Here is a 25,057-nt window from a genome sequence, read left to right as displayed (position 1 = left end):
CGCCACCTGAGAGCTTCGATTCCGTAATGCGGAAGTTATGTTCTGCTATACGAAAACAACTTAGGCGGCGTGCCAGGAGCCGTCAAGAGCCGCCCGCCCACTCCCGGGGAGCCGCCGGCCCGCTCCCCGGCCCCGCCCCCACTTGTCCCGACCTCCTGCCAAGGAGGGCCCGGCTGGGGGACGATGGGCCGGAACCCGGGGAAGAGGGAGCGCCCGGGGAACCACCCGGGGAACACGGAAGAGGAGCAGGGGGCGAGGAGCGTGAACGAGACCGTGCCGGTGAGCTGTCCGGTCTGCCACCGGGCGCAGGCCTTCGCGGCGCCCGCCTTCCCGTGCGCCTGCGGCGCCCCGGTGACCCCGCCGCTGCTGACCGGCGCGCCCGCGGAGCCGATCACCCGGCGCAACTGGGCCGAGGAGTGGGTGACCGTCCGCTGCGAGCGCTGCGGCCGGCACGACGAGTGGCCCGCCCCGGAGCACGGCTGCTCCTGCGGTACGGTCCTGCGCGTCCCGGTCCGCCCGGTGGTCGCGGCCCCGCCGCCCGCCCCCGGAGCGCCGCCGCACCCCGCCTCGGCGGGCGCACCCGCGAGCGAGCGGGAGCCGTCCGCCGCCGGGGCGCCCCGCGGCCCCTTCCAGCCCATGACCATCCGCACCGCCCGCGACGCGGTCACCGCGGCCGCCCTCTACCTGCGCTGGCTGGGTTTCCGCCAGGTCGTCCAGCCCGAGGAGCGCACCCCCTCCGGCGTCGACCTGCGCGGCCCCGGCCTGGTGGCCCAGGTCGACCCGACCACCCGGCCGTCGAGCCTGCGCGCGGTGGAGTGCCTGTGGCTCAACGGGCTCAGCGCCTCCTCGTCGAGCGTGTTCTTCTCCCTCGCGGGGTACGCGCCCGACGCCCGGGCCCGCGCCGACGACCTGGACATCCCGCTGTTCGTCCTCGACCTCACGGGCACCCCGCAGCCGGTGAACGGCGCGGCGGACGAGCTGGTGCTGCGGGGCGTGTGAGCGGTGTCGCCTGCGTACGGAGCTGACCTAACCTCAAATCAAGCTCTGAACACGTGAGTTGAGGTGTCGACGATGGCCCCGCGCGGGGACCCTCACCCCGGGGGGTGGAGTCGATGCCGGTGGACACCTGGTGGTTCGTGGGGGCGGGGGCGGTGCTGCTCGCGGCGGCCTGGGCGCTGCTGCGGGTGGCGCCGGCGGGGGACGGTGCACGGGAACTGACGCCCCAGCAGGCGGCGTTCCTGCGCGGTGGGCGGCGCGCGGCCGTCACCACGGCGGTGACCGAGCTGTACCTGCTGGACGCCGTGATCCCGGCGCGGGGCGGGGCGCTGCGCCAGGAGCGGTACCCGCGCGGTGAGCGCGACCCGCTGCGCCTGGCGCTCTACCGGGAGCTGGTGCGGCCGCTGGGGATGCGCCCGCTGATGGTGCGGCCCAAGGTGCGTCGCGCGGTACGGGAGCTGCGCGCGCGACTGGCCGGGGCGGGCCTGCTGCGGGCCGCCGGACGGTGGCGGGTGGCCCGCACGCTCCTCGGGTCGGTGCCGGTGGTGATGGTGGCGGGGCTGGTGGTGGTGCCGCTCGGGGCGCCCAACACTCCGGCGCAGTTGGCGGTCTCGGCGCTCCCTGTGCTCGGGGCGGCCGGGCTGTGGTGCGTGCGGCGCGTGACGCCCGCCGGGCGGGCGGCCCTCGACGCGCTGCGCGAGCGACACCCGCTGCCCGCGGCGCGCGCGGAGGTGGCCGGGGGCGAGGAGCCGCTGTACGTCGCACTGCACGGTGACACCGCACTGACCCTGGTGACCCCGCACCTGGCGCGCGACGGCGGGCTGCTCGGCCGGGGCACGAAGACCGACGGCTACGACACGGGCGCGTCCGGCTCGACGGGCGGCACCGGCTACGGGGGGTGCGGGGCGGCGATCCCGTAGCGGCCGGGTGGCGAGCCCGTGGGAGCGCGGCCCCGCGGAAGGGACCCGGAAAGGACCCGGGAGGGGGCGGAGGAGGAACGGGCGGACGGGCTGCGCGATACTCGCCCCATGCGCATCCGCCCCGCCCTCACCGCCGAACTCCCCCTGCTCCAGACCATCGAGCGCGCCGCGGGCGAGTCCTTCCGAGCCCTGGGGATGGACTCCGTGGCCGACGACGAGCCCCCCGCGCTGGCCCTCCTGGAGACCTACCGGGCGGGCGGCCACGCCTGGGTCGCCGACGAGGGCGGCCACCCCGTCGCGTACCTGGTCTCCGACGTCATCGACGGCGCCGCGCACATCGAGCAGGTCACCGTCCACCCGCGGGCCGCCCGCCGCGGCGTGGGCCGCGCCCTCATCGAGGACCTGGCGGCCCGGGCCGCCGGGCGGGGGCTCGGGGCCCTGACCCTGACCACGTTCACCGACGTGCCGTGGAACGCGCCGTACTACGCCCGCCTGGGCTTCCGCGCACTGGCCGAGGCCGAACTCACCGAGGGGCTGCGGAAGATCAGGCGCGAGGAGGCGGACCTGGGCCTGGACCACTGGCCCCGGGTCTGCATGCGCCGGGAGCTGTGAAAGGACGGGCCCGGGGGCGGGTCCGGCCCGGGCCCGACCCGGCTCACCCCTCCCCGTACCGCTCCCGCAGCTCCACCTTCCGGACCTTTCCGCTCACCGTCATGGGGAACGCGTCGAGCACCTCCACCCGCCGCGGCACCTTGTAGTGCGCGAGCCGCTCGCGACAGAAGGCGCGTACGTCCTCCAGCGTCGGCGGGTCGCCCGGGTCCCTGGGGATCACGCAGGCCAGGACCTCCTCCCCGTACCGCTCGTCCGGGATCCCGACCACCTGGACGTCGGCGATCTTCGGGTGGGCGTAGAGGAACTCCTCCACCTCGCGCGGGTAGACGTTCTCGCCGCCCCGGATGATCATGTCCTTGATGCGGCCGACGATCTGCACGTACCCGTCCTCGCGCATCACCGCGAGGTCCCCGGTGTGCATCCAGCGGCCCGCGTCGACGGCCTCGGCGGTCTTCCCGGGCTCGCCCCAGTAGCCGAGCATCACGCCGTAGCCGCGGGTGCACAGCTCACCCGCCTCGCCGCGCGGCAGCGTCGTGCCGTCGGCGGGGTCGACGACCTTCACCTCCACGTGCGGCATGACCCGCCCGACGGTGCCGGTGCGGCGCTCCAGGTCGTCGTCGCGGCGGGTCTGGGTGGAGACCGGGGAGGTCTCGGTCATGCCGTAGCAGATGGAGACCTCGGCCATGTTCATCTCGGCGACCACCCGCTTCATCACCTCCACCGGGCACGGCGAGCCCGCCATGATCCCGGTGCGCAGGGAGGAGAGGTCGTACGAAGCGAAGTCCGGCAGGTCCAGCTCGGCGATGAACATCGTGGGCACCCCGTACAGCGAGGTGCAGCGCTCCTCCTGCACGGCGCGCAGGGTGGCGGCCGGGTCGAAGGAGGGGGCGGGGATGACGATGCAGGCGCCGTGCGAGGTGGCGGCGAGGTTGGCCATGACCATGCCGAAGCAGTGGTAGAACGGCACCGGCACGCACACCCGGTCCCGCTCGGTGTAGGCGATCATCTCGCCCACGAAGTAACCGTTGTTGAGGATGTTGTGGTGCGAGAGGGTGGCGCCCTTGGGGAAGCCGGTGGTGCCCGAGGTGTACTGGATGTTGACCGGCTCATCGCAGGAGAGCCGCTCGGCGCGGACCTCCGGGGTGGCGCGGGCGACCAGGTCGTCCCAGGTAGGGTCGCCGATGTAGAAGACCTCCGCCAACTGTGCCCAGGAGTCGCGGACTTCCTCGACCATCGCGCGGTAGTCGCTGGTCTTGTGGGCGAGCGAGGCGATCAGGAGGCGTACGCCCGACTGGTTGAGGACGTACTCCAGCTCGTGCGAGCGGTAGGCCGGGTTGATGTTCACCATGACGGCGCCGATGCGCGCGGTGGCGTACTGGGTGAGCATCCACTCGGGGCAGTTGACCGCCCAGATGCCGACCCGGTCGCCCTTGCGGACCCCGCTGGCAAGGAGGGCACTGGCCAGCCGGTCGACGTCGGCGCCGAACTCGGCGTACGTCCAGCGCCGCCCCGACGCCACGTCGACCAGGGCCTCGCGCCCGCCGAAGGCCGCGACGGCCCGGTCCAGGTTCGCCCCGACGGTGTCACCGAGCAGCGGGGTGTCGCTGACGCCGTGGGCGTAGGAGAGGGCGGGGTGGCCGTGCGGCCCGCGCGCGGGGGCGGGGGCGGGGGCGGCGGGTGCCATGTCACCGTGCACTGTGGCGGGTGCCATGTCACCTTGCTCGTTCACGCGTCCTATGTCACCGTGCTCCGTCACAGCTCCCCCTCCACGAACTCCGCCGACGACCCCGCCGCCGTGCGCTCCCGCAGCTCGATGCGGCGGATCTTGCCCGAGACCGTCTTCGGCAGCTCGGCGAACTCGATGCGGCGCACCCGCTGGTACGGCGCCAGCACCGCCCGGGCGTGCGCGAACAGGACGCGGGCCGTCTCGGCCGTCGGCTCCCAGCCCTCCGCGAGTACGACGTACGCCTTCGGCACCGCGAGCCGCACCGGGTCCGGCGCGGGCACCACCGCCGCCTCGACCACCGCCTCGTGCTCCAGCAGCGCGCTCTCCAGCTCGAACGGCGAGATCTTGTAGTCGGAGGCCTTGAACACGTCGTCGGCGCGGCCGACGTAGGTGATGTAGCCGTCCGCGTCGCGCGAGCCGATGTCCCCGGTGCGGTAGAAGCCGCCGGCCATCGCCTCGGCGGTGCGCCCGGGGTCGCCGTGGTAGCCGGTCATCAGGCCCACCGGCCGGGCCGACAGGTCCAGGCAGATCTCGCCCTCGTCGACCCCGGGCTTGCCCGACACCGGGTCGACCAGTTCGACCCGGAAACCCGGGCTCGGGCGGCCCATGGAGCCCGTCTTGAGCGGCTGGCCGGGGCTGTTGGAGACCTGCACGGCCGTCTCCGTCTGGCCGAAGCCGTCGCGGATGGTCACGCCCCAGGCGCGCCGCACGGTCTCGATGACCTCCGGGTTGAGCGGCTCCCCCGCCGCGACGACCTCGCGCGGCCGGGTGCGCAACTGGCCCAGGTCCGCCTGGATGAGCATCCGCCACACGGTCGGCGGCGCGCAGAAGCTGGTGACCCCGGCCCGGTCCATCTCGGCCATCAGCCGGCCCGCGTCGAAGCGCGTGTAGTTGTGGATGAAGACGGTCGCCCCGGCGTTCCACGGCGCGAAGAGGTTGGACCAGGCGTGCTTGGCCCAGCCGGGCGAGGAGATGTTCAGGTGGACGTCGCCGGGCTTGAGGCCGATCCAGAACATCGTCGCCAAGTGGCCGACGGGGTACGAGACATGGGTGTGCTCGACCAGCTTGGGGCGCGCGGTGGTGCCGGAGGTGAAGTAGAGCATCAGCGGGTCGTCGGCGCGGGTGGCCCCCTGCGGGTCGAACGGCTCGGGCGCGTCCCCGGGCGCCATCCCCTCGTACGCCTCCTCGAACGCCACCCACCCGTCCGGGGCTCCTCCGACGGCGATCCGGGTGTACTCCCCGGGCACCCCGTCGAACTTGGCGGCGTCCCCCGAGCGCACGATCACGTGCCGGGCCCGGCCGCGCTCGACGCGGTCGCGCAGGTCGGCCGTGCCGAGCAGCGGGGTGGCCGGGATGACGACCGCGCGCAGCTTCATCGCGGCGAGCGCGGTCTCCCACAGCTCGACCTGGTTGCCGAGCATCACGACCACCCGGTCGCCAGCCCGGACGCCGTGTGCGCGCAGCCAGTTGGCGAGCCGGTGGGAGCGGGCGGACATCTCGGCGAAGGTCCGCTCCGCCTCGGTGCCGTCCTCCTCGACGATGTGCAGCGCCGTCGCGCGGTTGCCCGCGGCGATCACGTCGAACCACTCCAGCGCCCAGTTGAACCGCTCGGGGCGCGGCCAGACGAAGCCCGCGTACGCCGTCTCGTAGTCCTCGCGGTGTTCGAGCAGGAAGTCCCGGGCGGCCCGGAACTCCTCCGTCGCGCTGCGTTCCGACATGTGTCCTCCTCATTGCGCGGCCCGTCCTCGACATCGTGTAATCGGGGGCCCAGGTCCCACTACCCCCGTACGGGGGTGAAGGCGACGACGGCGAAGGAGAGGCGCACGTGCCCGAGCAGGTGGAAGCCGTGGAGATGCGGGCCGCGCTGGCGCGGCTGCGCCGGACGACGGGGGTGCAGGTGGCGTTCGGCGGCCTGCTGCGCGACCCCCGCCAGCTGCGCATCGCGGAGCTCAACGGCACCCTGTCCGAGTCCCTGCGGGGCCTGTCGATCGGTACGGGGACCGGGCTCGGCGGCAAGTCGATCGCGCTGTCGCGGCCGTGCGCGGTGACCGACTACCCGGCCGCGCGGCACATCAGCCACGAGTACGACGGTGCGGTGGCCGTGGAGGGGCTGCGCTCGGTGCTCGCGGTGCCGGTGGTCGTACGGCGCAAGGTGCGCGGCGTGCTGTACGGGGCGCTGCGGGTGGCCCGTCCGCTGGGCGACCGGGTCTTCGACGCGGCCGTCGCGGCCGCCCGCGACGTGGAGCAGGCGCTGCTGGTACGGGACGAGGCCGGCCGGCTGCTCGCGGCGACCCGGACGCCGGTGGGGTCCGGGGAGCCGGGCGCCTGGGAGGAGGTGCGGGAGGCGCACAGCGAGCTGCGGGCGCTGGCGCCGCGCGTCCTGGACGAGGCGCTGCGCGCCGAACTGCTCGCGGTGTGCGGCCGGTTGGCTTCGGCGCAGCACCTGCCGCGCCGCCCGGAGGTACGGCTCGCCCCGCGCGAGGTGGACGTCCTCGCGGTGGTCGCGTCGGGCGCGACGAACGCGGACGCCGCCCAGCGCCTGGGCCTGCGCCCGGAGACGGTGAAGGGGTACCTGCGCTCGGCGATGCGGAAGCTGGGCGCGCACACGCGCCTGGAGGCGGTGGTGGCGGCGCGACGGGCGGGGCTGCTGCCGTGACATGTCACGGGTGATATGTCACGGGTGACGCGTGCGGGGCCCTGGGTGCCATGTCACGCGTGACGCGTGCGGGACCGTGGGTGCCATGTCACAGGTGACGCGTGAGAGGTCATGCGTGACGCGTCACCCGCCCAAGGCCCGGGCCCTGACCGCCCCAGGGCCAGGCTCCGGGGCCCACCCCGCACCCCCACCCCGCACCCCCACCCCGCCCCCCTTCGGGTGAATCCGGACGCCCGTGCCCTCCCCGGGCCGTCGCGCCCCGCCCCCGACACCCGCCGCTAGGGCTCCGTCAAAACCGCCCCCGTGCGGGTCAGCGCGCCGTCAGGGGCGGGAGATCCGCGCGCCGCCGGGGCATAGCTTCGTCTCGTGGACATCCTCGTGAACGAAGACACGGACCCCGACGAACGCCGCCCGGCAGGGCCGCTCTACGTGCCGGTGCGGCTCGGCTCTGCCGGAGGGAGTCAACTCCGCTTCATGCGCACGCCACTGGGCGCGCGCACCGCCATCGCCTTCACCAGCGAGCACCGGCTGCGCGAGGTGCTGGGCACCCGCCAGCCCTGGATCCGGCTCGCCGAACCGGTCCTGCGCTCCCTGGTCGAGCCCCTGGGCGTGGAGACGGTGACGTTCGACCCGCAGCTCACGGCCCCCACGCCGGGCGCCGCCGCCGTACGGACGCCCGTCCTCGCGGTGGCCCGCCCCTGCGTGCGCCGCTCCCCCTCGGAGGTGTACGGATGACGGCCCCCACGGTTCCCATATCCGGCCTCGGCGCCCCTTCCGTCTGGCCCGCCTCGGCGGTGCGCGCCCCGGGTGGGGACGTCGCCGTCGGCGGCGTCCCGCTCGCGGAGCTGGCCGACCGGTACGGCACCCCGGTGTACGTCGTGGACGAGGACGAGGTGCGCGCCCGGGCCCGGGCCTGGCGCCGGGCGCTGCCGGACGCCGAGGTGGTGTACGCGGCCAAGGCGTTCCTCTGCCGGGCGGTCGTCGACTGGGTCGAGGAGGAGGGCCTGGGCCTGGACGTCTGCTCGGCGGGCGAGCTGGAGCTGGCCGCCACCCGGGCCTTCCCGCCCGAGCGGATGGTGCTGCACGGCAACGCCAAGTCCCCCGAGGACCTGCGCGCCGCGCTGCGCCTCGGCGTGGGGCGGGTGGTCGTCGACTCGGACTGCGAGATCGCCCGGCTGGCCGCGCACGTGCCCGCGCACGAGCGCCAGCGGGTGCTGGTGCGGGTGCTGCCGGGCATCGAGGCGGGCGGCCACCGCAAGATCCGGACCGGCGGGGAGGGGCAGAAGTTCGGGCTGTCCCTGGCCGGTGGCGACGCCGAGGACGCGGTGGCCCGCATCCTGGGCCAGCCCAGGCTGGAGCTGGTGGGCCTGCACTGCCACCTGGGCTCGCAGGTCACGGCCCCGGAGCCGTACGGCGAGGCGGTGCGCCGGGTGGTGGAGTTCCTGGCGGTACTGCGTGACCGGTACGGTGTCACACTGCCCGAGCTGGATCTGGGCGGCGGTTTCGCGGTGGCCTACCGCGCGGGCGACCCGGCGCCGGCCCCGGAGGCGTACGCCTCGCTCATCACCCGCGAACTGGCCGACGTCTGCGCGGAGTTCGACTTCCCCGCGCCGCGCCTGACGGTCGAGCCCGGCCGGTCGATCGCGGCCCCGGCGGGCGTGGCCCTGTACCGGGTGCTCGCGGTGAAGCGCGGCGGCGGGCGGACGTTCGTGGCGGTGGACGGCGGGATGAGTGACAACCCCCGCCCGTCGCTGTACGGGGCGCGCTACACGGTGCGCGTGGTGGGCCGCGCCTCGTCGGCGCCGGTGCGGACGGCCACGGTCGTGGGCCGGCACTGCGAGGCGGGCGACGTGCTCGCGGAGGCGGCGGAGCTGCCGGAGGACGTGCGGCCCGGTGACGTACTGGCGGTCCCGGCCTCGGGCGCCTACCAGGTGTCGATGGCGTCGGGCTACAACATGACGGGCCGCCCGCCGGTGGTGGCGGTGCGGGACGGCCGGTCGCGGCTGCTGGTGCGCAGGGAGACGCTGGAGGACGTACGGGCGCGGGACATCGGCCTGTAGTACGTCACGCGTCACACCTGTCTCACGCGGTGAAGTCCCCGAAGTGGACCGCGTGTTCGGCGTCGGGCTCCAGGAAGGCCAGGGTCCGCAGGGCCTCGTCAGCGACGGCGTCGCGCTGGGCGGGGCCGAGCTCGGCGAAGGGCTGGACGGTGACCGTCGCCCGCCCCTCCCCCGCCTCCTCGGGCCGCCAGATCCCGGCCACGAAGCCGTCGACGAGGAAGGTGCGGTGCGCCTGGTTGCCGTTCCAGGTGCGGGGGCGGTGCTCGGGCGGGACGACCCGGGTGCGGTCGGCGTGGGAGAGCAGCAGGTTGTCGAACTCGGCCAGGAAGCGCGGCGGGGCGGGGACGTCCTCGTCGGGCCGCGGGGCGTCGGGCAGGTCGAACAGCTCGACGCCTCGTTCGTCACGGAAGACGGCGAGCCGGGGCCGCAGCCGCTCGAAGGCCTCCCGCAGCCGGGTGAGGCCGGCCCAGGTCTGCATGTCCTTGACGGAGGCGGGTCCGAAGGCGCCGAGGTAGCGCAGCACGACCGCGTCCAGGTCGGTCTCCCCGGGGACCTCCCGCCCGAGCCAGCGCTCGGCGGTGGTGAGCGCGACCTGTCCGCTGCGCCCCCAGAGCCCGCGCGGGGTGACCTGGACCAGGGGCAGCGAGCAGCGGGCGGCGATGCCGAGGGCCGTGGGGTCGGCGCCGGGCCAGACGACGGCCAGGGCGTCGCGGAGCTCCTTCATGGTGCGGGGCCGCTCCTCCACCAGGTCCCGGGCGAGGGCGGCGAGCCGCTCCAGGTCGACGCCTTGGAGCCCCTTCCTGAAGAGGCCGATCTCGCGTTCGCGGGGGCCCCGCACCAACGCCCGCAGGCCGAGGACGTCGTCGGCGGTGTGGGTGTGGAGGGTGGAGCGGAGGGTGACGATGCGGGCGACCCGCCGGGACTCCATGAGCCCGGACAGCTCCTCGGCCCGGAACCCTTCCAGGCGGGCGGCGAGGGCGAGGTAGGGCGGTTTCACGTTCTGGGCCTGGAGCCCCACGAGGTGGGTGACGGCGTCCTCGGCGCCCAGACGGGCGCGGCGCAGCAGGAGCTGGCGGTCCAGGGTGGCGCGGTTGAGGGCGCGGGTGGTGAGGACGGGGGCGGTGGTGGGTGTGGCCATGCGTAGAAAATAGCCACCATCGCGGACAGCTCCGGTCCGCAACTGGGAAGCGGCGGGGAAGCCGCCCACCCCACCGCACACATGCCACATGAAATGTGCACGTATAAGCTGCTACGTGACATGGCGCACGAAGCGGAGGTGGACGGCGTGCCGGAGCAACCCCCGCGCCCGGTGAAGCACACCTGGCGCCGCCCTCCCCCGTACCCCGCCGCACCGCACCCCGAGTCGGCCGACGCCGCTCCCCAGCCGGGGACGGTCATCCAGTCCTCGGTCTACCGGGACGGCCGCAAGGTCGCGTCGCCGGACACACTGGCGGCGACGTTCCGCCTGCTGCGCGAACTCCCCGACGCCATGGCCTGGATCGGCCTCGCGAAGCCCACGGAGACCGAACTCCTCTCCCTGGCCGCCGAGTTCGACCTGCACGAGCTGGCGGTGGAGGACGCCCTGGAGGCCCACCAGCGCCCGAAGCTGGAGCGCTACGGCGACACCCTCTTCGTGGTCCTGCGCGCGGCCCGCTACCTGGACGGCCCGGAGGAGGTGGACTTCGGGGAGCTGCACGTGTTCGTGGGCAGGGACTTCGTGATCACGGTCCGCCACGGCGCGGCCCCGGACCTCTCGGCGGTCCGCCGCCGCATGGAGGACGACCCCGACCTGCTGGCCCTGGGCCCGGAGGCGGTGCTGTACGCGATCCTGGACGCGGTGGTCGACGGGTACGCCCCGGTGGTGGCGGGGGTGCAGAACGACATCGACGAGATCGAGACCGAGGTCTTCAGCGGCGACCCGGCGGTCTCCCGCCGCATCTACGAACTCTCCCGCGAGACAGTCGAGTTCCAGCGCGCGACCCGCCCCCTGGTGGGCATGCTGCACGCCCTGATGGCGGGCTTCGCCAAGTACGGCACGGACGAGGAACTCCAGCGCTACCTGCGCGACGTGGCCGACCACGTCACCCACACCAGCGAACGCGTCGACGGCTTCCGCCAGGCCCTCACCGAGATCCTCACGGTGAACGCGACCCTGGTCACCCAGCAGCAGAACGCGGAGATGCGGGCGCTGGCGGAGGCGGGCTTCGAGCAGAACGAGGAGATCAAGAAGATCTCCTCGTGGGCGGCGATCCTCTTCGCCCCGACCCTGGTCGGCACGATCTACGGCATGAACTTCGACGTCATGCCGGAACTGAAGTGGGCCGTCGGCTACCCGTTCGCGATCATGCTGATGGCACTGGTGTGCGTGAGCCTGTACTTCGTGTTCAAGCGGCGGGACTGGTTGTAGGCCCCGCCCGCGTGCGATGCGGGGCCGTGTCCGCCTCGGCCGTCAGGACGGGACCGTCGAGCCCGCGTAGTAGCGGCGGCAGTTGCGCAGCATGCCCTCGGCGGAGAGGGTGAAGACGTCGACGAAGTCCCTTTGCTGGGGGGCCAGTCGGCCCATGGCGACCACGCAGTCCCCGTCGGCGACGATCCTCGTGATCAGGTGCCGGGCCCCCGGTGGGCGGGGGAATTCGAGATCCGCTCCGAGGGCGCCGGCGTCCAGGAGCGAGCCGTAGCCGTCGAGGTCGCCGGCGTCGAGGTAGTCGTACGCGAGGCGCACGTGGTCCACCCCGGAATCGGTGACGACACGGCTCGGATCACGCCGTGCGGTGTACCGACTGTCCATCGAGGGTCCTTTCCTACGGCCGCCCCACGCGGTCACGTTCCAGCGGTGCGGTGCGGTGGGAACAGCTTCCTGGAGGGCCGCAACTCGCCGCTATCGCGCCCCTATCACGCGGCTCGAGTGCCGCCGGAGCGCTTGCGTGGACGGGCCCTTCGCGCCGCTCCGGCCTGCGTGGACGGGGGCGCGGGCGGGGGAATCCGGTGGGGGCGGTTTTCGGCCAGCGGCGCTTCATCGCCACGAAATCTCCACGCCATGGACAACAGCTCATGTGTTCGGCGAGACTGACCGGGCGCTCGACCACCTCACAAGCGTGGCCCCAGCTGGGAGACTCATGACCGTTTCGCCCGGTGGGGCACAGCACGCTCTCGAACCGGTGGCCTTCCGGATCCTCGGCCCCCTCTCGGTCGTCGGCGCGGCCGGGCCCGTCCGCGTACCGCCGGGGCGGCAGGAGGTCATCCTGGCCGCGCTGCTGCTGGAGGCCGACCGCGTCGTCAGCACCGACTACCTGGTGGACCTGATCTGGGAGGACGAGCCCCCGGACACCGCCCGCACCCAGGTCCAGATCTGCGTCTCGCGGCTGCGCAAGCTCTTCACCAAGGCGGGGGTCGCCGCCGCCATCACCACCCGCCCACCCGGGTACGTGCTCAAGACCGAGGGCGAACTCGTCGACTCCGTGCTGTTCGCCCGCCACGTCGCCGACGCCCGGACCGCCGCCCGCCAGGGCCACCTCGGGACCGCCGCCGAACTCCTGAGACAGGCCGATGAGTTGTGGGAGGGGGCTTGTCTCAGCGGGATACCCAGCGAGACCCTGCGCGGCAAGGCCCTCCAGCTCGACGAGGAGCGGATGACGGCCACCGAGACCCGCATCGAGCTGGAGCTCGGCCTCGGCCGGCACCACCAGCTGGTCGCCGAGGTCCAGAACCTGGTGCGCGAGGAGCCGCTGCGCGAGCGGCTCCGGGGACAGCTGATGCTGGCCCTGTACCGGTCGGGCCGCCAGGCCGAGGCCCTGGAGGCCTACCGGGTCGGCCGGGAGCTCCTGGTGGAGGAGCTCGGCCTGGAGCCCGGCAGCGAACTGCGCGGCCTGGAGTCGGCGATCCTCTCCGGCGAAGTGCCGCCCGCACCCGCCCCGCAGGCCGGACCGGCCGCCGCGCCCGGACCCGTACCGGGCCCCGCGTCCGTCCCCGTACCGGCCCCCGCCGCTCCCTCGGGAGCCGGCCCCGGCAGCGTACGGAGCGCCGCGCCCGGGACGGACACCCCGCCGAGCGACGCCGGCCTGCCCGCTTCCGGCTCGGGATCCGGATCCGGATCCGGGGACTCCTTCGGCGGCGGCGTCGAGGGTACGGAACCCGGCGGGCGGGCCGCGGCCGCCGCCGAGGAGGTGCCGCGCCAACTGCCCGCCGACACCTCCGACTTCGTCGGGGACGAGCGGCAGCTCGCGGAGGTCGAGCGGGTCCTGCTCGGGGAGGACGGGCGGCGCGCCGTGGGCCTGGCCGTGATCGTCGGCAAGCCCGGCACCGGCAAGTCCACGCTCGCCACCCACCTGGGCCACCGGCTCGGCGAACACGCCTTCCCCGACGGCCAGTTGTACTGTGACCTGCGCGGCACCACCGGCTCCCCCGCCACCGCCCCCGAAGTGCTCGGCCGCTTCCTGCGAGCGCTGGGCATCCCCGGCCCGGTGATCCCCGAGTCCCAGGACGAGCGGGCCGAGATGTACCGCACCCTGCTGGCCCGGCGCCGGGTCCTCGTGGTCCTCGACGACGCCGCCTCCGAGAGCCAGGTGCGGCCCCTGCTGCCCGGCAGCAGCCGGTGCGCGGTCCTGGTCACCAGCCGGGTCCGGCTCACCGCGCTGCCGGGGGCGCACCGGGTCGAGCTGGACGTGATGGACACCGAGCGGGCCCTGGAGCTGCTGGGCCGGGTGATCGGCGAGGACCGGCTCGGGCGCGAGCGGGTGGCCGCGGAGATGCTGGTCCGCACGGTGGGCGGGCTGCCGCTGGCCCTGCGGATCGTGGCCGCGCGGCTCGCGGCCCGCCCGCACTGGACCCTGGCCTCGATGGTGCAGCGGCTCGCCAACGAGCGGCACCGCCTCGACGAGCTGACGCACGGCGAGATGACCATGCGGGCGAGCCTGTCGCTGACCCACGACGGCCTCGCGCGCGAGGACCGGCGGCTGCTGCGGCTGCTCAGCCTCGCCCAGGGCCCGACCCTGCCGGGCTGGCTGGCCGGGGCGCTCCTCGACGACCACCGCCCCTTCCCCTCGGACCTGTTCGAGCCGCTGGTGGACGTGCAGATGCTGGACGTGGTGGGCGTGGAGTCCACCGGCGGGTTCCGCTACCGCTTCCACGAGATCATCCGGGTGTTCGCCCGGGAGCAGCTGGCCCTCCACGACGAGCCCGCGGTGCAGACGGCGGCGCTGGAGCGGATGCTGGGCGGCTGGCTCTCGCTGGCCGAGGAGGCCCACCGGCGCATCTACGGCGGCGACTTCACGGTCCTGCACGGCACGGCCCCGCGCTGGGTGCCGCCGGAGAGCTGCGTGTCGGAGCTGCTGGTGGAGCCGATGGAGTGGCTGGACAGCGAGCACGCCAACCTGGTGCAGGCCGTGGAGCACGCGGCGCGGGCCGGGATGGACGAGCTGTGCTGGGACCTGACGGCGACCCTGGCCACCCTGTTCGAGGGCAAGGGGTACTTCGACGACTGGGAGCGTACGCACCAGCTGGCCCTGGAGTGCGTGCGCGCGGCCGGGAACACCCGGGGCACGGCGGCCCTGCTCAGCTCGCTGGGCGTGCTCTACCTGGGGCGCAGCCAGCACGAGGAGTCGCGGGCCGCACTGGCCTCGGCGCTGGACCTGTTCCAGGAGGTCGGGGACCGGCAGGGCCTCGCGCTCTGCCACCGGGACCTGGCGCTCCTGGAGCGGATGCGCGGGAACGAGGAGCGGGCGCTGACCCTGTACGACCGGGCGCTGCGGGATTTCGACCAGGTCGGTGACGTGGTGGGCCGGGCCATCGTGCTGACCCAGAGCGCGCACATCTGGATGCGCCGCGGCCAGGTCACGGCGGCGCAGTCCCGGCTGGACGAGGCCCTGGGCATCTACCGTTCGGTGGGGTACACCGGCGGGCAGGCGCGGACCCTGCGGCGGGCCGGCCAGCTCCAGCAGGGGCAGGGCGAGCACGAGCGGGCGGTACGGACGTTCATCGAGGTCCTGGAGCTGTGCCGGGACGACGGTGACGTGATCGGCGAGGGCCACCTGCTGCGGGACCTGGGGAACGCGCACGCCGACCTGGGGCGCCGGGAGGCGGCCCGCGGCTTCTACGCGCAGGCCCTGACGGTCCGTGAGCAGATCATGGACCACGGCGGGGCGGCGCTGGTGCGCCTGGACCTGGCACGGCTGCTGTCCTCGGGCGGCGCGGCGGACCGGGCGCGGGCGCGCGAGCTGCTGGAGACGGCGGTGCGGGCGTTCCGTGAGCGGCGGATGGCGCCGGAACTGGCGGAGGCGGAGCGGATGCTCGACGCGGTGGGCCCTCTGCGGGCGGCCGTGCTGCCCACGGTGGTGGGGCCGGCGGCCGGGGCGGGCCTGCTGTCCGGGGGCGGGCCGGTGTCCGGCGCGGTGTCCCTGGGCTGACCGCCTGCGGGTGGTGCGGATAGTGCGGGTAGTGCGGGGGTGGCCCGTCTGTGGGGCTGGCCGTCCGTGGTGCCGGTGCTGGTGCTGGTGCTGCACGTGATTCGGAGTGGTGCCGGAGTGGTTGGCCTGCGGGGCCGACCGTCCGTGGTGCCGGGTGGCCCGTCTGCGGGGCCGACCGTCCGTGGTGCTGGTGCTACGCCGGCGGCCGTGGTGCCGCCGGGGTCTGACGTCCGTACCGCTTGTCAGTCCCAGGGGTTGGTGTCGGTGCTGGCCGACGGCGACGGGGTGACCTGGGCCGGGGCGGCCGGGGCCGGGTTGGTGACACCGGTGGGGGCGGGGCCGTCGGCCTGGGCGATCTGGGTCCCGAAGAGGGTGGCTCCGGCGATGGCGACGGTGACGAGGGCGGCGCGGAGGGCGGGGGCGAGGTTCATGTCGGTGTCCTTTCGGCGGTGCGTCCCGGCTGGTCCGGGGCGCTTCCTTCCTTGTGGGCACCACGTTAGGAAGGGCCGGAATCCCGGCACCGTCCCCGCCGTTATCCCCCCGCTATCACGGGACGGCCGGTGGCGGGCGGCCCGTGATAGCGGTGATAGCGGCCGCCCGGCGGGGGCGGTACGGGGATAGCGTCCGGGCCGCGCGGCGTGCGCGCCGGGGGATGCCACCGGGATAAGGCCGCTGCCGACGATGGGACCAGGAACCGGGCAGCACCACCCCAGCCCCGTCGTTCCCCACCACCGTCGCCGGGAGCGCCCTCGTGAACACCACCGCCGTGCAGTCCGTCCCCTCCTCGATCCCCTCCCTCTCGTACGCCCCCCGAGGGGCCGCGCCCGCCGCCTCCCCGGCCGGGGCGGGCCCCGCACAGGACTCCACCCCCCTCGGCTCGCTGATCCGGGCGCACCGGCTGCGCATCGGGCTGACCCAGCGGGAGCTCGCCGACCTGTCCACCATCAGCGTGCGGGCCATCCGCGACCTGGAGCAGGGCAAGGCGAGACGGCCGCGCACGGACACGATCCGGCTGATGGCGGACGCCCTGCGGCTGGGTCCGCGGGCCCGGGCTGCGCTGGAGGCCGCCGCCCAGCAGGGCCGTGGCACGGGCGGGGGCTGGGCGGAGCCGCCGGCGCCGCCGACGGCCCTGCACGCGATGGCGGGCCGGGCGGGCGAGGAGGCGGTCCTGGTGGGCGAGTTGGCGGGGGCGACGGAGCGGCTGGTGAACGTGGTCGGGCTGGCCGGTTCGGGCAAGACGCGGCTGGCGCTGGCGGTGGCGGAGCGGCTGCACGGGAAGGGCCTGCCGGTGCTGTGGCACGCCTTCCCCGGCAGCCCGGCGGAGTACCTGAGCTGCCACGACCGGGAGCTGACGGACCGTCTGACGGCGCTGGTGGCGCACCTGTTCGGGTTCGGGCCGGGGCCGGACGGGTCGGCCGCCGGGGACGCGGCGGCCCTCGCGGAGCTCCTGGGCGAGGCCCCGGCGCTGCTGGTGCTCGACGGGTCGCCGTCCGTGGCCCCGCGGGTGGACCGGCTGACCGGCCTGCTGCGGGCCTGCCCGGGGCTGCGGGTGCTCGTGACCTCGGACGCGCCGTGGGGGGTGCCCGGGGAGCGGATCTTCCTGCTGTCGTCGCTGGAGGTGCCGGAGGAGGGCGAGGACCCCGGCGCGAACCCGGCGGTGCGGGTCTTCCTGGACCACGCGCGGCGGGCCAGGCCGGAGTTCACCGCGGGTCCGGACGGCCTCGAGCGGGCCGCCGGGGTGTGCCGGGTCCTCGACGGGCACCCGGGTGCGCTGGCCGCGGCGGCCTCCTGGCTGGTGGTGTACGACCTGGCGGCGCTCTGCCGCACCCTGGCCGAGGACCCGGCCGCGCTCCTCGACCACCTGGGCGGTGCGGGCGGCGCCGGGTTGCGCGGGACGCTCCTGGAGCGCCTCGGCAGGCTCCCGGAGGGACCGCGCGCCCTCCTCGACGCCCTGTGCGCCGCGCCCGGCGGGGACGACGCGTTGCGCGCCATGCCCGGCGGGGACGACGCGTTGTGCGCCACTCCCGGCGGGGACGACGCCTTGCGCGCCGCGCCCGGCGGGGGCCTGCCGGGACCGGACCGCGGTCGTGAGCTGGCCGACCTGACCGCCCTGACCGGTCTCGCACTGCCGGAGTGCGGGCGGCTGCTGCGCGAGCTGCTGCTCAGCGGCGCGGTGCGGGCCGAACACCGGGACGGCACCTCGCGGTTCCGGGTGCTGGGGCCGGTGCGCGCCGCCTGGGCACAGCGCGCCGGGGCAACTGCCGCCGCACGCTGATCTGCTCCCGGAGTGCCGGAGCAACTGCCGCCCGGGCGTGCCGGGCGGGGCTTGGATGACGTACGGCGGGAACGCCCCGGAGGCCGCAGCGGCCGGGCCGGGGCCTCCGCCCCCCGAGACGACACCGAGGAGCAGCCGCATGTCCCCCAACGCTTCTGCACAGGGCGCCGCGCACGGGCCTGCCGCTGTGCGGCTGCCGCTGTCGGCGGCGCAGCGCGACATCTGGATGGCCCACGGCCTGGACGCCTCGGGCTGCCGGTACAACATCGGCGAGTACCGCGAGCTCACCGGACCGCTGGACGAGGACCTGCTGGCCCGCTGCTTCCGCCGACTGGCGGCCGAGGCCGACGCGCTGCGGGTCCGCGGGGTCGGCGCCGGCGAGGACGGCGTGCCGTGGCAGCGACTGTGGGCGGAGCCGGGTGACCGGGCGCTGCGGCGGGTGGACCTGGGCGGGGCGGCCGATCCGGTCGCGGCGGCCCGGGCCTGGATGGACGAGGAGCTGGCCCGCCCGTTCGACCTGGCGGAGGACTGGCTGTCCCGGCACGTGCTGATCGCGGCGGGCCGCACCGGTGCGGGCGAGGAGCGCTGGTACTACTTCCACGCCTTCCACCACCTGACGATCGACGGGATGGGCATCGCCCTGCTGGACCAGCGCCTGGTGGAGCTGTACGAGCGGGCGTCGGCCGGGGAGCCGTGGGGGGACTCGCCGTTCGGGACGCTGGCGGAGCTGCTGGCGGAGGACGCGGCGTACCGCTCCTCCGAGGAGGGCGCCACTGACCGGGCGTACTGGGCCGAGCACCTGGCGGGGCTGCCGCCGGTGCCGCGGCTCGCGGAGGGCCACACCGGGCGGACCGCGCCGGGGACGCTGCCGTTCGTGCGCCGCACGCTGGTCCTGGGTCCCGAGCGGGCGGACCGCCTGAAGGCGGTGGCGCGGGAGCACCGCACCCCGTGGACGATGCTGGTGATCGCGCTGGTCGCGGCGTACGTGCACCGGGCGGGCGGTACGGACGAGCCGGTGCTCGGCCTGCCGGTGACCGGGCGCCGCACCGAACTGGCGCGCCGCACCCCGGGGATGCTGTCGAACGTGGTGCCGCTGCGGCTGCCGCTGCGGGCCGACGGCTCGCTGGCCGAACTGCTCCTGTCGGTGCGGGAGGTGGCCCGGGAGGGCCTGAAGCACCAGCGCACCCGGTACGAGGACGTCTGCCGCGACCTGGGGCTCGGCGAGTCCGACCGCCGGATCGCGGCCCCGCTGGTGAACATCATGGCGTTCACCCCGGGGATGCGGTTCTGCGGACTGCCGACCACGCAGCACAACCTGGGCAACGGCCCGGTGGAGGACCTGGCGGTCGGCGTGTACGACCTGGGCCCCGAGGGCGGCCTGCGGGTGGACTTCGACGCCTCCCCCGAGGTGTGCGACATCGAGGGGGTGGCCGGTCACCAGGACCGATTCGCCGTCTTCGTGGAGCGACTGCTGGCGGATGCGGAACTTCCGCTGTCCCAGGCCCCGTTGCTGGCGGCCGAGGAGGAACGGCGGGTGCTCGACGAGTGGTCCGGCCGGACCGTCCCGCTCGACGCGGAGCCGGTGTTGACGGTGCGGTTCGAGGAGCAGGCCCGCCTACGACCCGACGCCCCCGCCCTGACCTTCGACCAACAGACCCTCACCTACGGGGAGTTGAACACCCGAGCCAACCAGCTCGCCCACCACCTGCGCTCACACGGACTCGGCCGAGGCGACCTCGCCGGCATCCTCCTCGAACGCGGCATCCCCTTCGCCATCGCCCTCCTCGCCGTCACCAAGACCGGCGCCGGATACGCCCTCCTCGACCCCGAGTTCCCCGACGAACGACTCAACGGCACCGCACAGGACGCCGGGATACGACTCCTCGTCACCGACGCCACCCAAGGCACCCGGAAACTCGACGGACCGTGGACCCAGATCCGTACCGACACCGAAGCCACCGAAATCAGCAAGCACGACGAAAGCAACCCGGAAGTCGCCCTGACCGGCCAGGACACCGCCTGCGTCATGTTCACCTCCGGCTCCACCGGACGCCCCAAAGGCATCCTCTCCACCCACCGCAACCTCGTCTCCACCATCACCGGCCAGACCTACGCCACCTTCGGACCCGGCGAAGTCTTCCTCCAGTGCTCCCCCGTCTCCTGGGACGCCTTCAGCCTCGAATTCTGGGGCGCCCTCCTCCACGGCGGCACCACCATCCTCCAACCCGGACAACGACCCGAACCCGCCCTCATCGCCGACCTCGCACCCCGCCACGCCGTCACCATGCTCCAACTCTCCTCCAGCCTCTTCAACTACCTCACCGACGAACACCCCCACACCTTCACCACCACCCGCACCGTCTACACCGGCGGCGAACCCGCCTCCCCCACCCACATCACCCGACTCCACACCCACCACCCCCACCTCACCATCACCAACGGCTACGGCCCCGCCGAATCCATGGGCTTCACCACCACCCACACCGTGCCGCAGGACGCGGTACCCGCCGGGGCCGTGTCCATCGGCAGGCCGCTCACCAACAAGCAGGCGTACGTACTCGACCACCGCCTGCGCCCGGTGCCGCCCGGAGTCACGGGCGAGCTGTACCTCGCGGGTGACGGGATCGCGCACGGCTACCTCGCCCAACCCGCCACCACCGCAACCCGCTTCACCCCCAACCCCTACGGACCCCCCGGCACCCGCCTCTACCGCACCGGCGACCAAGCCCACTGGGACACCCACGGCAACCTCCACTACACCGGACGCACCGACACCCAGATCAAGATCCGCGGCTTCCGCATCGAACCCACCGAAATCGAAACCCTCCTCACCACCCACCCCCACCTCACCCAAGCCACCCTGCTCGCCACGGACGAGCTGACCGCGTACGTCACGGCCGTGCCGGGCTCCGCCGTCACCCCCGGTTCGCTGCGGGCCTGGCTGCGCGAGCGGCTGCCGGAGCACATGGTGCCCGCCCGCTTCGCGGTCCTCGACCGGCTGCCGCTGACCCCCAACGGGAAGGTCGACAAGCGGGCGCTGCCCGCCGTGGAGGCCCCCCTGGAGTCCGGCGGCAGGGCTCCGCGCACCGAACTGGAGGAGCTGGTACGGACCCTGGTCGGCGAGGTGCTGGGCTCGGCGGCCCCGCTGTCGGTGGACGACTCCTTCTTCGACCACGGCGGGCACTCGCTGCTGGCCGCCAAGCTCACCGGGCGGATCGGCGCCACCCTCGGGGTGTCCCTCACCCTGCGGGACGTCTTCCAGCACCCCACACCGGCCGCGCTGGCCCGCCGGATCACCGAGGCCTCGGGCCGCACGGCGCTCCCGGCGCCCGCCCGCGCCGCGGTACGCCCGGAGCGGCTCCCGCTCTCCTCCGCCCAGCAGCGGCTGTGGCTGGTGGCCGGGCTCCAGGGCCCGGACACCGCGTACAACGTGCCGATGGCGGTGCGGCTGACCGGGGCGACGGATCCCGATGTCCTGCGGGCCGCCTTCGGTGACGTGGTCCGGCGGCACGAACCGCTGCGGACCCGGTTCGCCACCGCCGACGGGCAGCCGCACCAGGTGGTCGCCCCCGCCGACGAGGCCGCGGCGGACGTCTTCTTCGAGGTACGGGAGGTGGCGGAGGAGGACCGCGAGGCGGCCCTGCGCACGGCCGCCGGGCACGCCTTCGACCTGGCCGCCGAACACCCCCTGCGGGTGACCCTGTTCCGTGGCGGCGACGGCCGCGACACCCTGCTCGTCCTGCTGCACCACATCGCGACCGACGGCCAGTCCCTGCGCCCGCTCTTCGCCGACCTGTCCACCGCCTACGCCGCCCGCGCCGCCAGCCGGGCCCCCGACTGGGAGCCGCTGCCGCTGGACTACACCGACTACGCGCTGTGGCAGGCACCGGCCCTGGAAGGCGCCGTGCTCCAGGAGCAGTTGGCCTACTGGCGGACCGCGCTGGCGGACCTCCCCGAGGAGCTGCCGCTGCTCACCGACCGGCCCCGGCCCGCGGTGGCCGGGCGGCGGGGCGGGGTGGTCCGGGTGGACTTCGGGCGCGAGCTGCACAAGCGGGTGCTCGAACTGGCCCGGGCCGAGCACTGCACCCCGTTCATGGTGCTCCAGGCGGCCCTCGCGGCCACCCTGACCCGGCTCGGCGCCGGTACGGACCTGCCGCTGGGCTCGCCCGTGGCGGGCCGCGCCGACGAGTCCCTGGCGGACCTGGTGGGCTTCTTCGTCAACACGCTGGTGCTGCGCACCGACACCTCGGGGGACCCGGCCTTCCGGGAGCTGCTGGCCCGGGTGCGTACCGCGGACCTCGACGCGTTCGCCCACCAGGACGCCCCCTTCGACCTGATCCTGGAGGCCGTGAACCCGGCCCGTTCGCTGGCCAGGCACCCGCTGTTCCAGGTGTGCCTGGCCCTGGAGTCGGGACCGGTCCCCGCGCCCGAGTTCCCCGGGGTCACGGCCGGTCCCGCGGAGGCGCTGGCCACCGGGGCGGTCAAGTTCGACCTGGAGTTCCTGCTCTCCGCCGACGACGAGAACGGGCTGACGGGGGCGGTGCTCTACAGCTCCGACCTGTACGACCGGGAGACCGTGGAGCGGATGACCCGGGTGCTGCGGCGGGTGCTCGAGCACGCGGTGGCGGCGCCCGAGGTGCCGGTGTCGGGCCTGGAGGTGCTGGGGGCCGAGGAGCGCGCCCAGGTCCTCGGGGAGTGGCCGGGACAGGCCGTTGCCGATCCGCTCGACGCGGAGCCGGTGTTGACGGTGCGGTTCGAGGAGCAGGCCCGCCTGCGGCCCGACGCCCCCGCCCTGGTATTCGACCAACAGACCCTCACCTACGGCGAGTTGAACACCCGAGCCAACCAGCTCGCCCACCACCTGCGCTCACACGGACTCGGCCGAGGCGACCTCGCCGGCATCCTCCTCGAACGCGGCATCCCCTTCGCCATCGCCCTCCTCGCCGTCACCAAGACCGGCGCCGGATACGCCCTCCTCGACCCCGAGTTCCCCGACGAACGACTCAGCAGCACCGCCACGGACGCCGGGATACGACTCCTCGTCACCGACGCCACCCAAGAGGCCCGGAAACTCGACGGACCGTGGACCCAGATCCGTACCGACACCGAAGCCACCGAAATCGAGTCCCGCCCTGACCACGACCCCGACGTGACACTGACCGGCCAGGACACCGCCTGCGTCATGTTCACCTCCGGCTCCACCGGACGCCCCAAAGGCATCCTCTCCACCCACCGCAACCTGGTGTCCACCGTCAGCGGCCAGACCTACGCCACCTTCGGACCCGGCGAAGTCTTCCTCCAGTGCTCCCCCGTCTCCTGGGACGCCTTCAGCCTCGAATTCTGGGGCGCCCTCCTCCACGGCGGCACCACCATCCTCCAACCCGGACAACGACCCGAACCAGCCCTCATCGCCGAACTCGCACCCCGCCACGCGGTGACGATGCTCCAGCTCTCCTCCAGCCTCTTCAACTACCTCACCGACGAACACCCCCACACCTTCACCACCACCCGCATCGTCTACACCGGCGGCGAACCCGCCTCCCCCACCCACATCACCCGACTCCACACCCACCACCCCCACCTCACCATCACCAACGGCTACGGCCCCGCCGAATCCATGGGCTTCACCACCACCCACACCGTGGAAGCCGGGGTACCGACGGGCGCCACCGTCCCCATCGGGCGGCCTCTCGCCCACAAGCAGGCGTACGTCCTGGACGAGCGGCTGCGCCCCGTCCTCCCGGGCGTGACCGGCGAGCTCTACCTGACCGGTGACGGGATCGCGCACGGCTACCTCGCCCAACCCGCCACCACCGCAGCCCGCTTCACCCCCAACCCCTACGGACCCCCCGGCACCCGCCTCTACCGCACCGGCGACCAAGCCCACTGGGACACCCACGGCAACCTCCACTACACCGGACGCACCGACACCCAGATCAAGATCCGCGGCTTCCGCATCGAACCCACCGAAATCGAAACCGTCCTCACCACCCACCCCCACCTCACCCAAGCCACCCTGGCCATCCACCCCGACGGGCACGGCAGCCCGCGGCTCACGGCCTACGTGGTGGCGTCCGGGGACGCCGGCCCGACCCCGCAGGAGGTCCGGCTGTGGCTGCGGGAGCGGCTGCCCGACCACATGGTCCCGGCGTTCGTGGTGCCGATGGAGCGGCTGCCGCTCACCCCCAACGGAAAGATCGACAAGCGGGCGCTGCCCGCGCCGCGCACCGTCGCCGCCGACGGTGGACGCGCCCCGCGCACTCCCGTGGAGGAGACCGTGCTGGGCCTGTTCACCGAGGTCCTCGCGGTGGCCGGACGGCTGTCGGTCGACGACGACTTCTTCGACCACGGCGGGCACTCCCTGCTCGCCGCGCGCCTCACCCACCGCATCGGGGCCGCGCTGGACGTCTCCCTGACCCTGCGGGACGTCTTCCAGCACCCGACCCCGGCGGCCCTCGCCCAGTACGTCGAAGCCCGCCTCTCGGCCGGTGCGGCCCCGCCCCGGCGGACCCGGCCCACCCTGCGCCGCCGCACCACCGACCAGGAACGGAGTACCTCATGAACGAGCACGACGGCACCCTCCCCGCCCCCGACGACGTGGTGTGGGACCTGCCCGGCGAAGGACCGCAGCGCACCACCCTGCTGGTCCTGCCGCACGCCGGCGGCAACGCCCACGCCTACGCCGGGTGGCGCGAGCACCTGCCCGCCGACGTACGGCTGCTGATCGGCCAGTACCCGGGGCGCGGCGCCCGCTTCGCCGAGGACCTGCCGCGCGACGTGGCCGACCTGGCCGGGCCGGTGGCGGCCTGCCTGCCCGAGGGCGCCGCCGACGACCTGGTGGTGCTGGGGCACAGCATGGGGTCGCTGGTCGCCTTCGAGGTGGTGCGGCTGCTCCAGGCGGCCGGGCGCACCCCGCGGGCCCTGGTGGCCTCCGCGTGCCGGGCCCCGTTCCTCGACAACCCGGCGGTGGTCCACCCGGAGCGGCTGGACGACGACGAGCTGGTCGCGGCGATCAAGGTGCGCGGCGGCACCGACGACGGCATCCTCGACGACCCCGAGCTCCGCGAGATCGTGATCCCCTCGATCCGCGCCGACTTCGCCATCGACGACGTCTACCGGTGCCCGCGGGACGAGGCCCGGGTGGACTGCCCGGTGACGGTGATCGGCGGGGACGCCGACCCGGTGGCGCCCGCGGCCTCCCTCGGCCGCTGGGCCGAGGTGACCGGCCACCCCTTCACCGCGCACACGCTGCCCGGCGGGCACTTCTACTTCCAGGACCGGCTGCCCGAGTTCTTCGAGGTGCTGGCCACGGTGGTCGGCGGCCGGACCCCGGCCCCCGCGGCGGCCTGACGCCCGCCTCCCGCACTCCCGCACTCCCGTCCCGCTCCGGGGCGACCCCCGACTTCCGCAC

Annotated in this window: 16 protein-coding genes; 11 read left to right on the top strand and 5 right to left on the bottom strand. The window is 74.4% G+C overall.

Annotated features, from left to right (window positions below):
• Nucleotides 1-261: 261 nt before the first annotated feature.
• The 3 genes from ABT160_RS04055 to ABT160_RS04045 all read left to right on the top strand — a co-directional run bounded on the left by ABT160_RS04055 (nt 262) and on the right by ABT160_RS04045 (nt 2,528).
• The gene (locus ABT160_RS04055; protein ID WP_351643245.1) at nt 262-999 is read left to right on the top strand and encodes a hypothetical protein; all 738 of its coding nucleotides are present in this window, start codon (nt 262-264) and stop codon (nt 997-999) included.
• A 113-nt stretch (nt 1,000-1,112) separates the two neighbouring features.
• Nucleotides 1,113-1,916: a TIGR04222 domain-containing membrane protein gene (locus tag ABT160_RS04050; RefSeq protein ID WP_351643243.1), complete on the top strand. Its 804-nt coding sequence runs from the start codon at nt 1,113-1,115 to the stop codon at nt 1,914-1,916.
• Nucleotides 1,917-2,024: 108 nt separating this feature from the next.
• Nucleotides 2,025-2,528, top strand: coding sequence for a GNAT family N-acetyltransferase (locus ABT160_RS04045; protein ID WP_351643241.1), 504 nt, complete (start codon nt 2,025-2,027; stop codon nt 2,526-2,528).
• 43 nt (nt 2,529-2,571) lie between these two features.
• On the opposite strand, the gene ABT160_RS04040 is transcribed toward ABT160_RS04045, so the two are convergent.
• Nucleotides 2,572-4,212 carry an AMP-binding protein gene (locus ABT160_RS04040; protein WP_351643669.1) on the bottom strand — a complete coding sequence of 547 codons (1,641 nt, stop codon included), beginning with the start codon at nt 4,210-4,212 and terminating at the stop codon, nt 2,572-2,574.
• 68 nt (nt 4,213-4,280) lie between these two features.
• The gene (locus tag ABT160_RS04035) at nt 4,281-5,972 is read right to left on the bottom strand and encodes an AMP-binding protein (RefSeq protein ID WP_351643239.1); all 1,692 of its coding nucleotides are present in this window, start codon (nt 5,970-5,972) and stop codon (nt 4,281-4,283) included.
• 107 nt (nt 5,973-6,079) lie between these two features.
• On the opposite strand from ABT160_RS04035, the gene ABT160_RS04030 reads away from it, so the two are divergent.
• From ABT160_RS04030 to lysA, 3 genes are all read left to right on the top strand, one after another.
• Nucleotides 6,080-6,910 carry a LuxR C-terminal-related transcriptional regulator gene (locus ABT160_RS04030; protein ID WP_351643236.1) on the top strand — a complete coding sequence of 277 codons (831 nt, stop codon included), beginning with the start codon at nt 6,080-6,082 and terminating at the stop codon, nt 6,908-6,910.
• Between the two features lie 378 nt (nt 6,911-7,288).
• Nucleotides 7,289-7,645: an SAV_915 family protein gene (locus ABT160_RS04025; protein ID WP_351643235.1), complete on the top strand. Its 357-nt coding sequence runs from the start codon at nt 7,289-7,291 to the stop codon at nt 7,643-7,645.
• Nucleotides 7,642-8,970 carry a diaminopimelate decarboxylase gene (gene lysA / locus ABT160_RS04020; RefSeq protein WP_351643233.1) on the top strand — a complete coding sequence of 443 codons (1,329 nt, stop codon included), beginning with the start codon at nt 7,642-7,644 and terminating at the stop codon, nt 8,968-8,970. Before ABT160_RS04025 ends, lysA begins: the two co-directional genes overlap by 4 nt.
• Before the next feature lie 22 nt (nt 8,971-8,992).
• Here lysA and ABT160_RS04015 read toward each other — a convergent pair whose 3' ends face one another.
• Nucleotides 8,993-10,108 carry a winged helix DNA-binding domain-containing protein gene (locus ABT160_RS04015; RefSeq protein WP_351643231.1) on the bottom strand — a complete coding sequence of 372 codons (1,116 nt, stop codon included), beginning with the start codon at nt 10,106-10,108 and terminating at the stop codon, nt 8,993-8,995.
• Nucleotides 10,109-10,228: 120 nt separating this feature from the next.
• Here ABT160_RS04015 and ABT160_RS04010 point away from each other — a divergent pair, with 120 nt between their 5' ends.
• Entirely contained in the window at nt 10,229-11,377 is a 1,149-nt protein-coding gene (locus tag ABT160_RS04010) for a magnesium and cobalt transport protein CorA (protein WP_351643228.1), read from the top strand.
• A gap of 42 nt (nt 11,378-11,419) precedes the next feature.
• Here ABT160_RS04010 and ABT160_RS04005 read toward each other — a convergent pair whose 3' ends face one another.
• On the bottom strand, nt 11,420-11,758 hold the full coding sequence (locus tag ABT160_RS04005) for a nuclear transport factor 2 family protein (RefSeq protein ID WP_351643225.1): 339 nt from the start codon (nt 11,756-11,758) through the stop codon (nt 11,420-11,422).
• Between the two features lie 328 nt (nt 11,759-12,086).
• On the opposite strand from ABT160_RS04005, the gene ABT160_RS04000 reads away from it, so the two are divergent.
• Nucleotides 12,087-15,371, top strand: a complete 3,285-nt coding sequence (locus ABT160_RS04000; protein ID WP_351643222.1) for an AfsR/SARP family transcriptional regulator — start codon at nt 12,087-12,089, stop codon at nt 15,369-15,371.
• A 242-nt stretch (nt 15,372-15,613) separates the two neighbouring features.
• Here ABT160_RS04000 and ABT160_RS03995 read toward each other — a convergent pair whose 3' ends face one another.
• On the bottom strand, nt 15,614-15,802 hold the full coding sequence (locus tag ABT160_RS03995; RefSeq protein ID WP_351643219.1) for a hypothetical protein: 189 nt from the start codon (nt 15,800-15,802) through the stop codon (nt 15,614-15,616).
• Between the two features lie 320 nt (nt 15,803-16,122).
• Here ABT160_RS03995 and ABT160_RS03990 point away from each other — a divergent pair, with 320 nt between their 5' ends.
• The 3 genes from ABT160_RS03990 (at nt 16,123) to ABT160_RS03980 (ending at nt 24,996) form a co-directional block, all read left to right on the top strand.
• Nucleotides 16,123-17,646, top strand: coding sequence for a helix-turn-helix domain-containing protein (locus ABT160_RS03990; protein ID WP_351643217.1), 1,524 nt, complete (start codon nt 16,123-16,125; stop codon nt 17,644-17,646).
• Between the two features lie 139 nt (nt 17,647-17,785).
• A complete protein-coding gene (locus ABT160_RS03985) occupies nt 17,786-24,208 on the top strand; it encodes a non-ribosomal peptide synthetase (RefSeq protein ID WP_351643215.1) in 6,423 nt (2,140 codons plus the stop codon).
• Complete coding sequence (locus tag ABT160_RS03980) at nt 24,205-24,996, top strand: thioesterase II family protein (protein ID WP_351643212.1); 792 nt, start codon at nt 24,205-24,207, stop codon at nt 24,994-24,996. Before ABT160_RS03985 ends, ABT160_RS03980 begins: the two co-directional genes overlap by 4 nt.
• The last annotated feature ends 61 nt before the right edge of the window (nt 24,997-25,057 follow it).

Origin of the sequence: Streptomyces sp. NPDC001941 (assembly GCF_040296945.1) — a bacterium.
Classification (GTDB): domain Bacteria; phylum Actinomycetota; class Actinomycetes; order Streptomycetales; family Streptomycetaceae; genus Streptomyces.
Note: the sequence above shows the minus strand (reverse complement) of the source record. Positions and strands in the feature narration are given on the sequence as shown.

What these genes read in the sequence shown, in the direction of transcription:
- ABT160_RS04035 (WP_351643239.1), bottom strand. Translation starts at nt 5,972, where the DNA reads ATGTCGGAACGCAGCGCGACGGAGGAGTTCCGGGCCGCCCGGGACTTC.
- ABT160_RS03985 (WP_351643215.1), top strand. Translation starts at nt 17,786, where the DNA reads ATGTCCCCCAACGCTTCTGCACAGGGCGCCGCGCACGGGCCTGCCGCT.
- ABT160_RS04000 (WP_351643222.1), top strand. Translation starts at nt 12,087, where the DNA reads ATGACCGTTTCGCCCGGTGGGGCACAGCACGCTCTCGAACCGGTGGCC.
- ABT160_RS04010 (WP_351643228.1), top strand. Translation starts at nt 10,229, where the DNA reads ATGGCGCACGAAGCGGAGGTGGACGGCGTGCCGGAGCAACCCCCGCGC.
- ABT160_RS03995 (WP_351643219.1), bottom strand. Translation starts at nt 15,802, where the DNA reads ATGAACCTCGCCCCCGCCCTCCGCGCCGCCCTCGTCACCGTCGCCATC.
- ABT160_RS03980 (WP_351643212.1), top strand. Translation starts at nt 24,205, where the DNA reads ATGAACGAGCACGACGGCACCCTCCCCGCCCCCGACGACGTGGTGTGG.
- ABT160_RS04005 (WP_351643225.1), bottom strand. Translation starts at nt 11,758, where the DNA reads ATGGACAGTCGGTACACCGCACGGCGTGATCCGAGCCGTGTCGTCACC.
- ABT160_RS04040 (WP_351643669.1), bottom strand. Translation starts at nt 4,212, where the DNA reads ATGGCACCCGCCGCCCCCGCCCCCGCCCCCGCGCGCGGGCCGCACGGC.
- lysA (WP_351643233.1), top strand. Translation starts at nt 7,642, where the DNA reads ATGACGGCCCCCACGGTTCCCATATCCGGCCTCGGCGCCCCTTCCGTC.
- ABT160_RS04015 (WP_351643231.1), bottom strand. Translation starts at nt 10,108, where the DNA reads ATGGCCACACCCACCACCGCCCCCGTCCTCACCACCCGCGCCCTCAAC.
- ABT160_RS04045 (WP_351643241.1), top strand. Translation starts at nt 2,025, where the DNA reads ATGCGCATCCGCCCCGCCCTCACCGCCGAACTCCCCCTGCTCCAGACC.
- ABT160_RS04050 (WP_351643243.1), top strand. Translation starts at nt 1,113, where the DNA reads ATGCCGGTGGACACCTGGTGGTTCGTGGGGGCGGGGGCGGTGCTGCTC.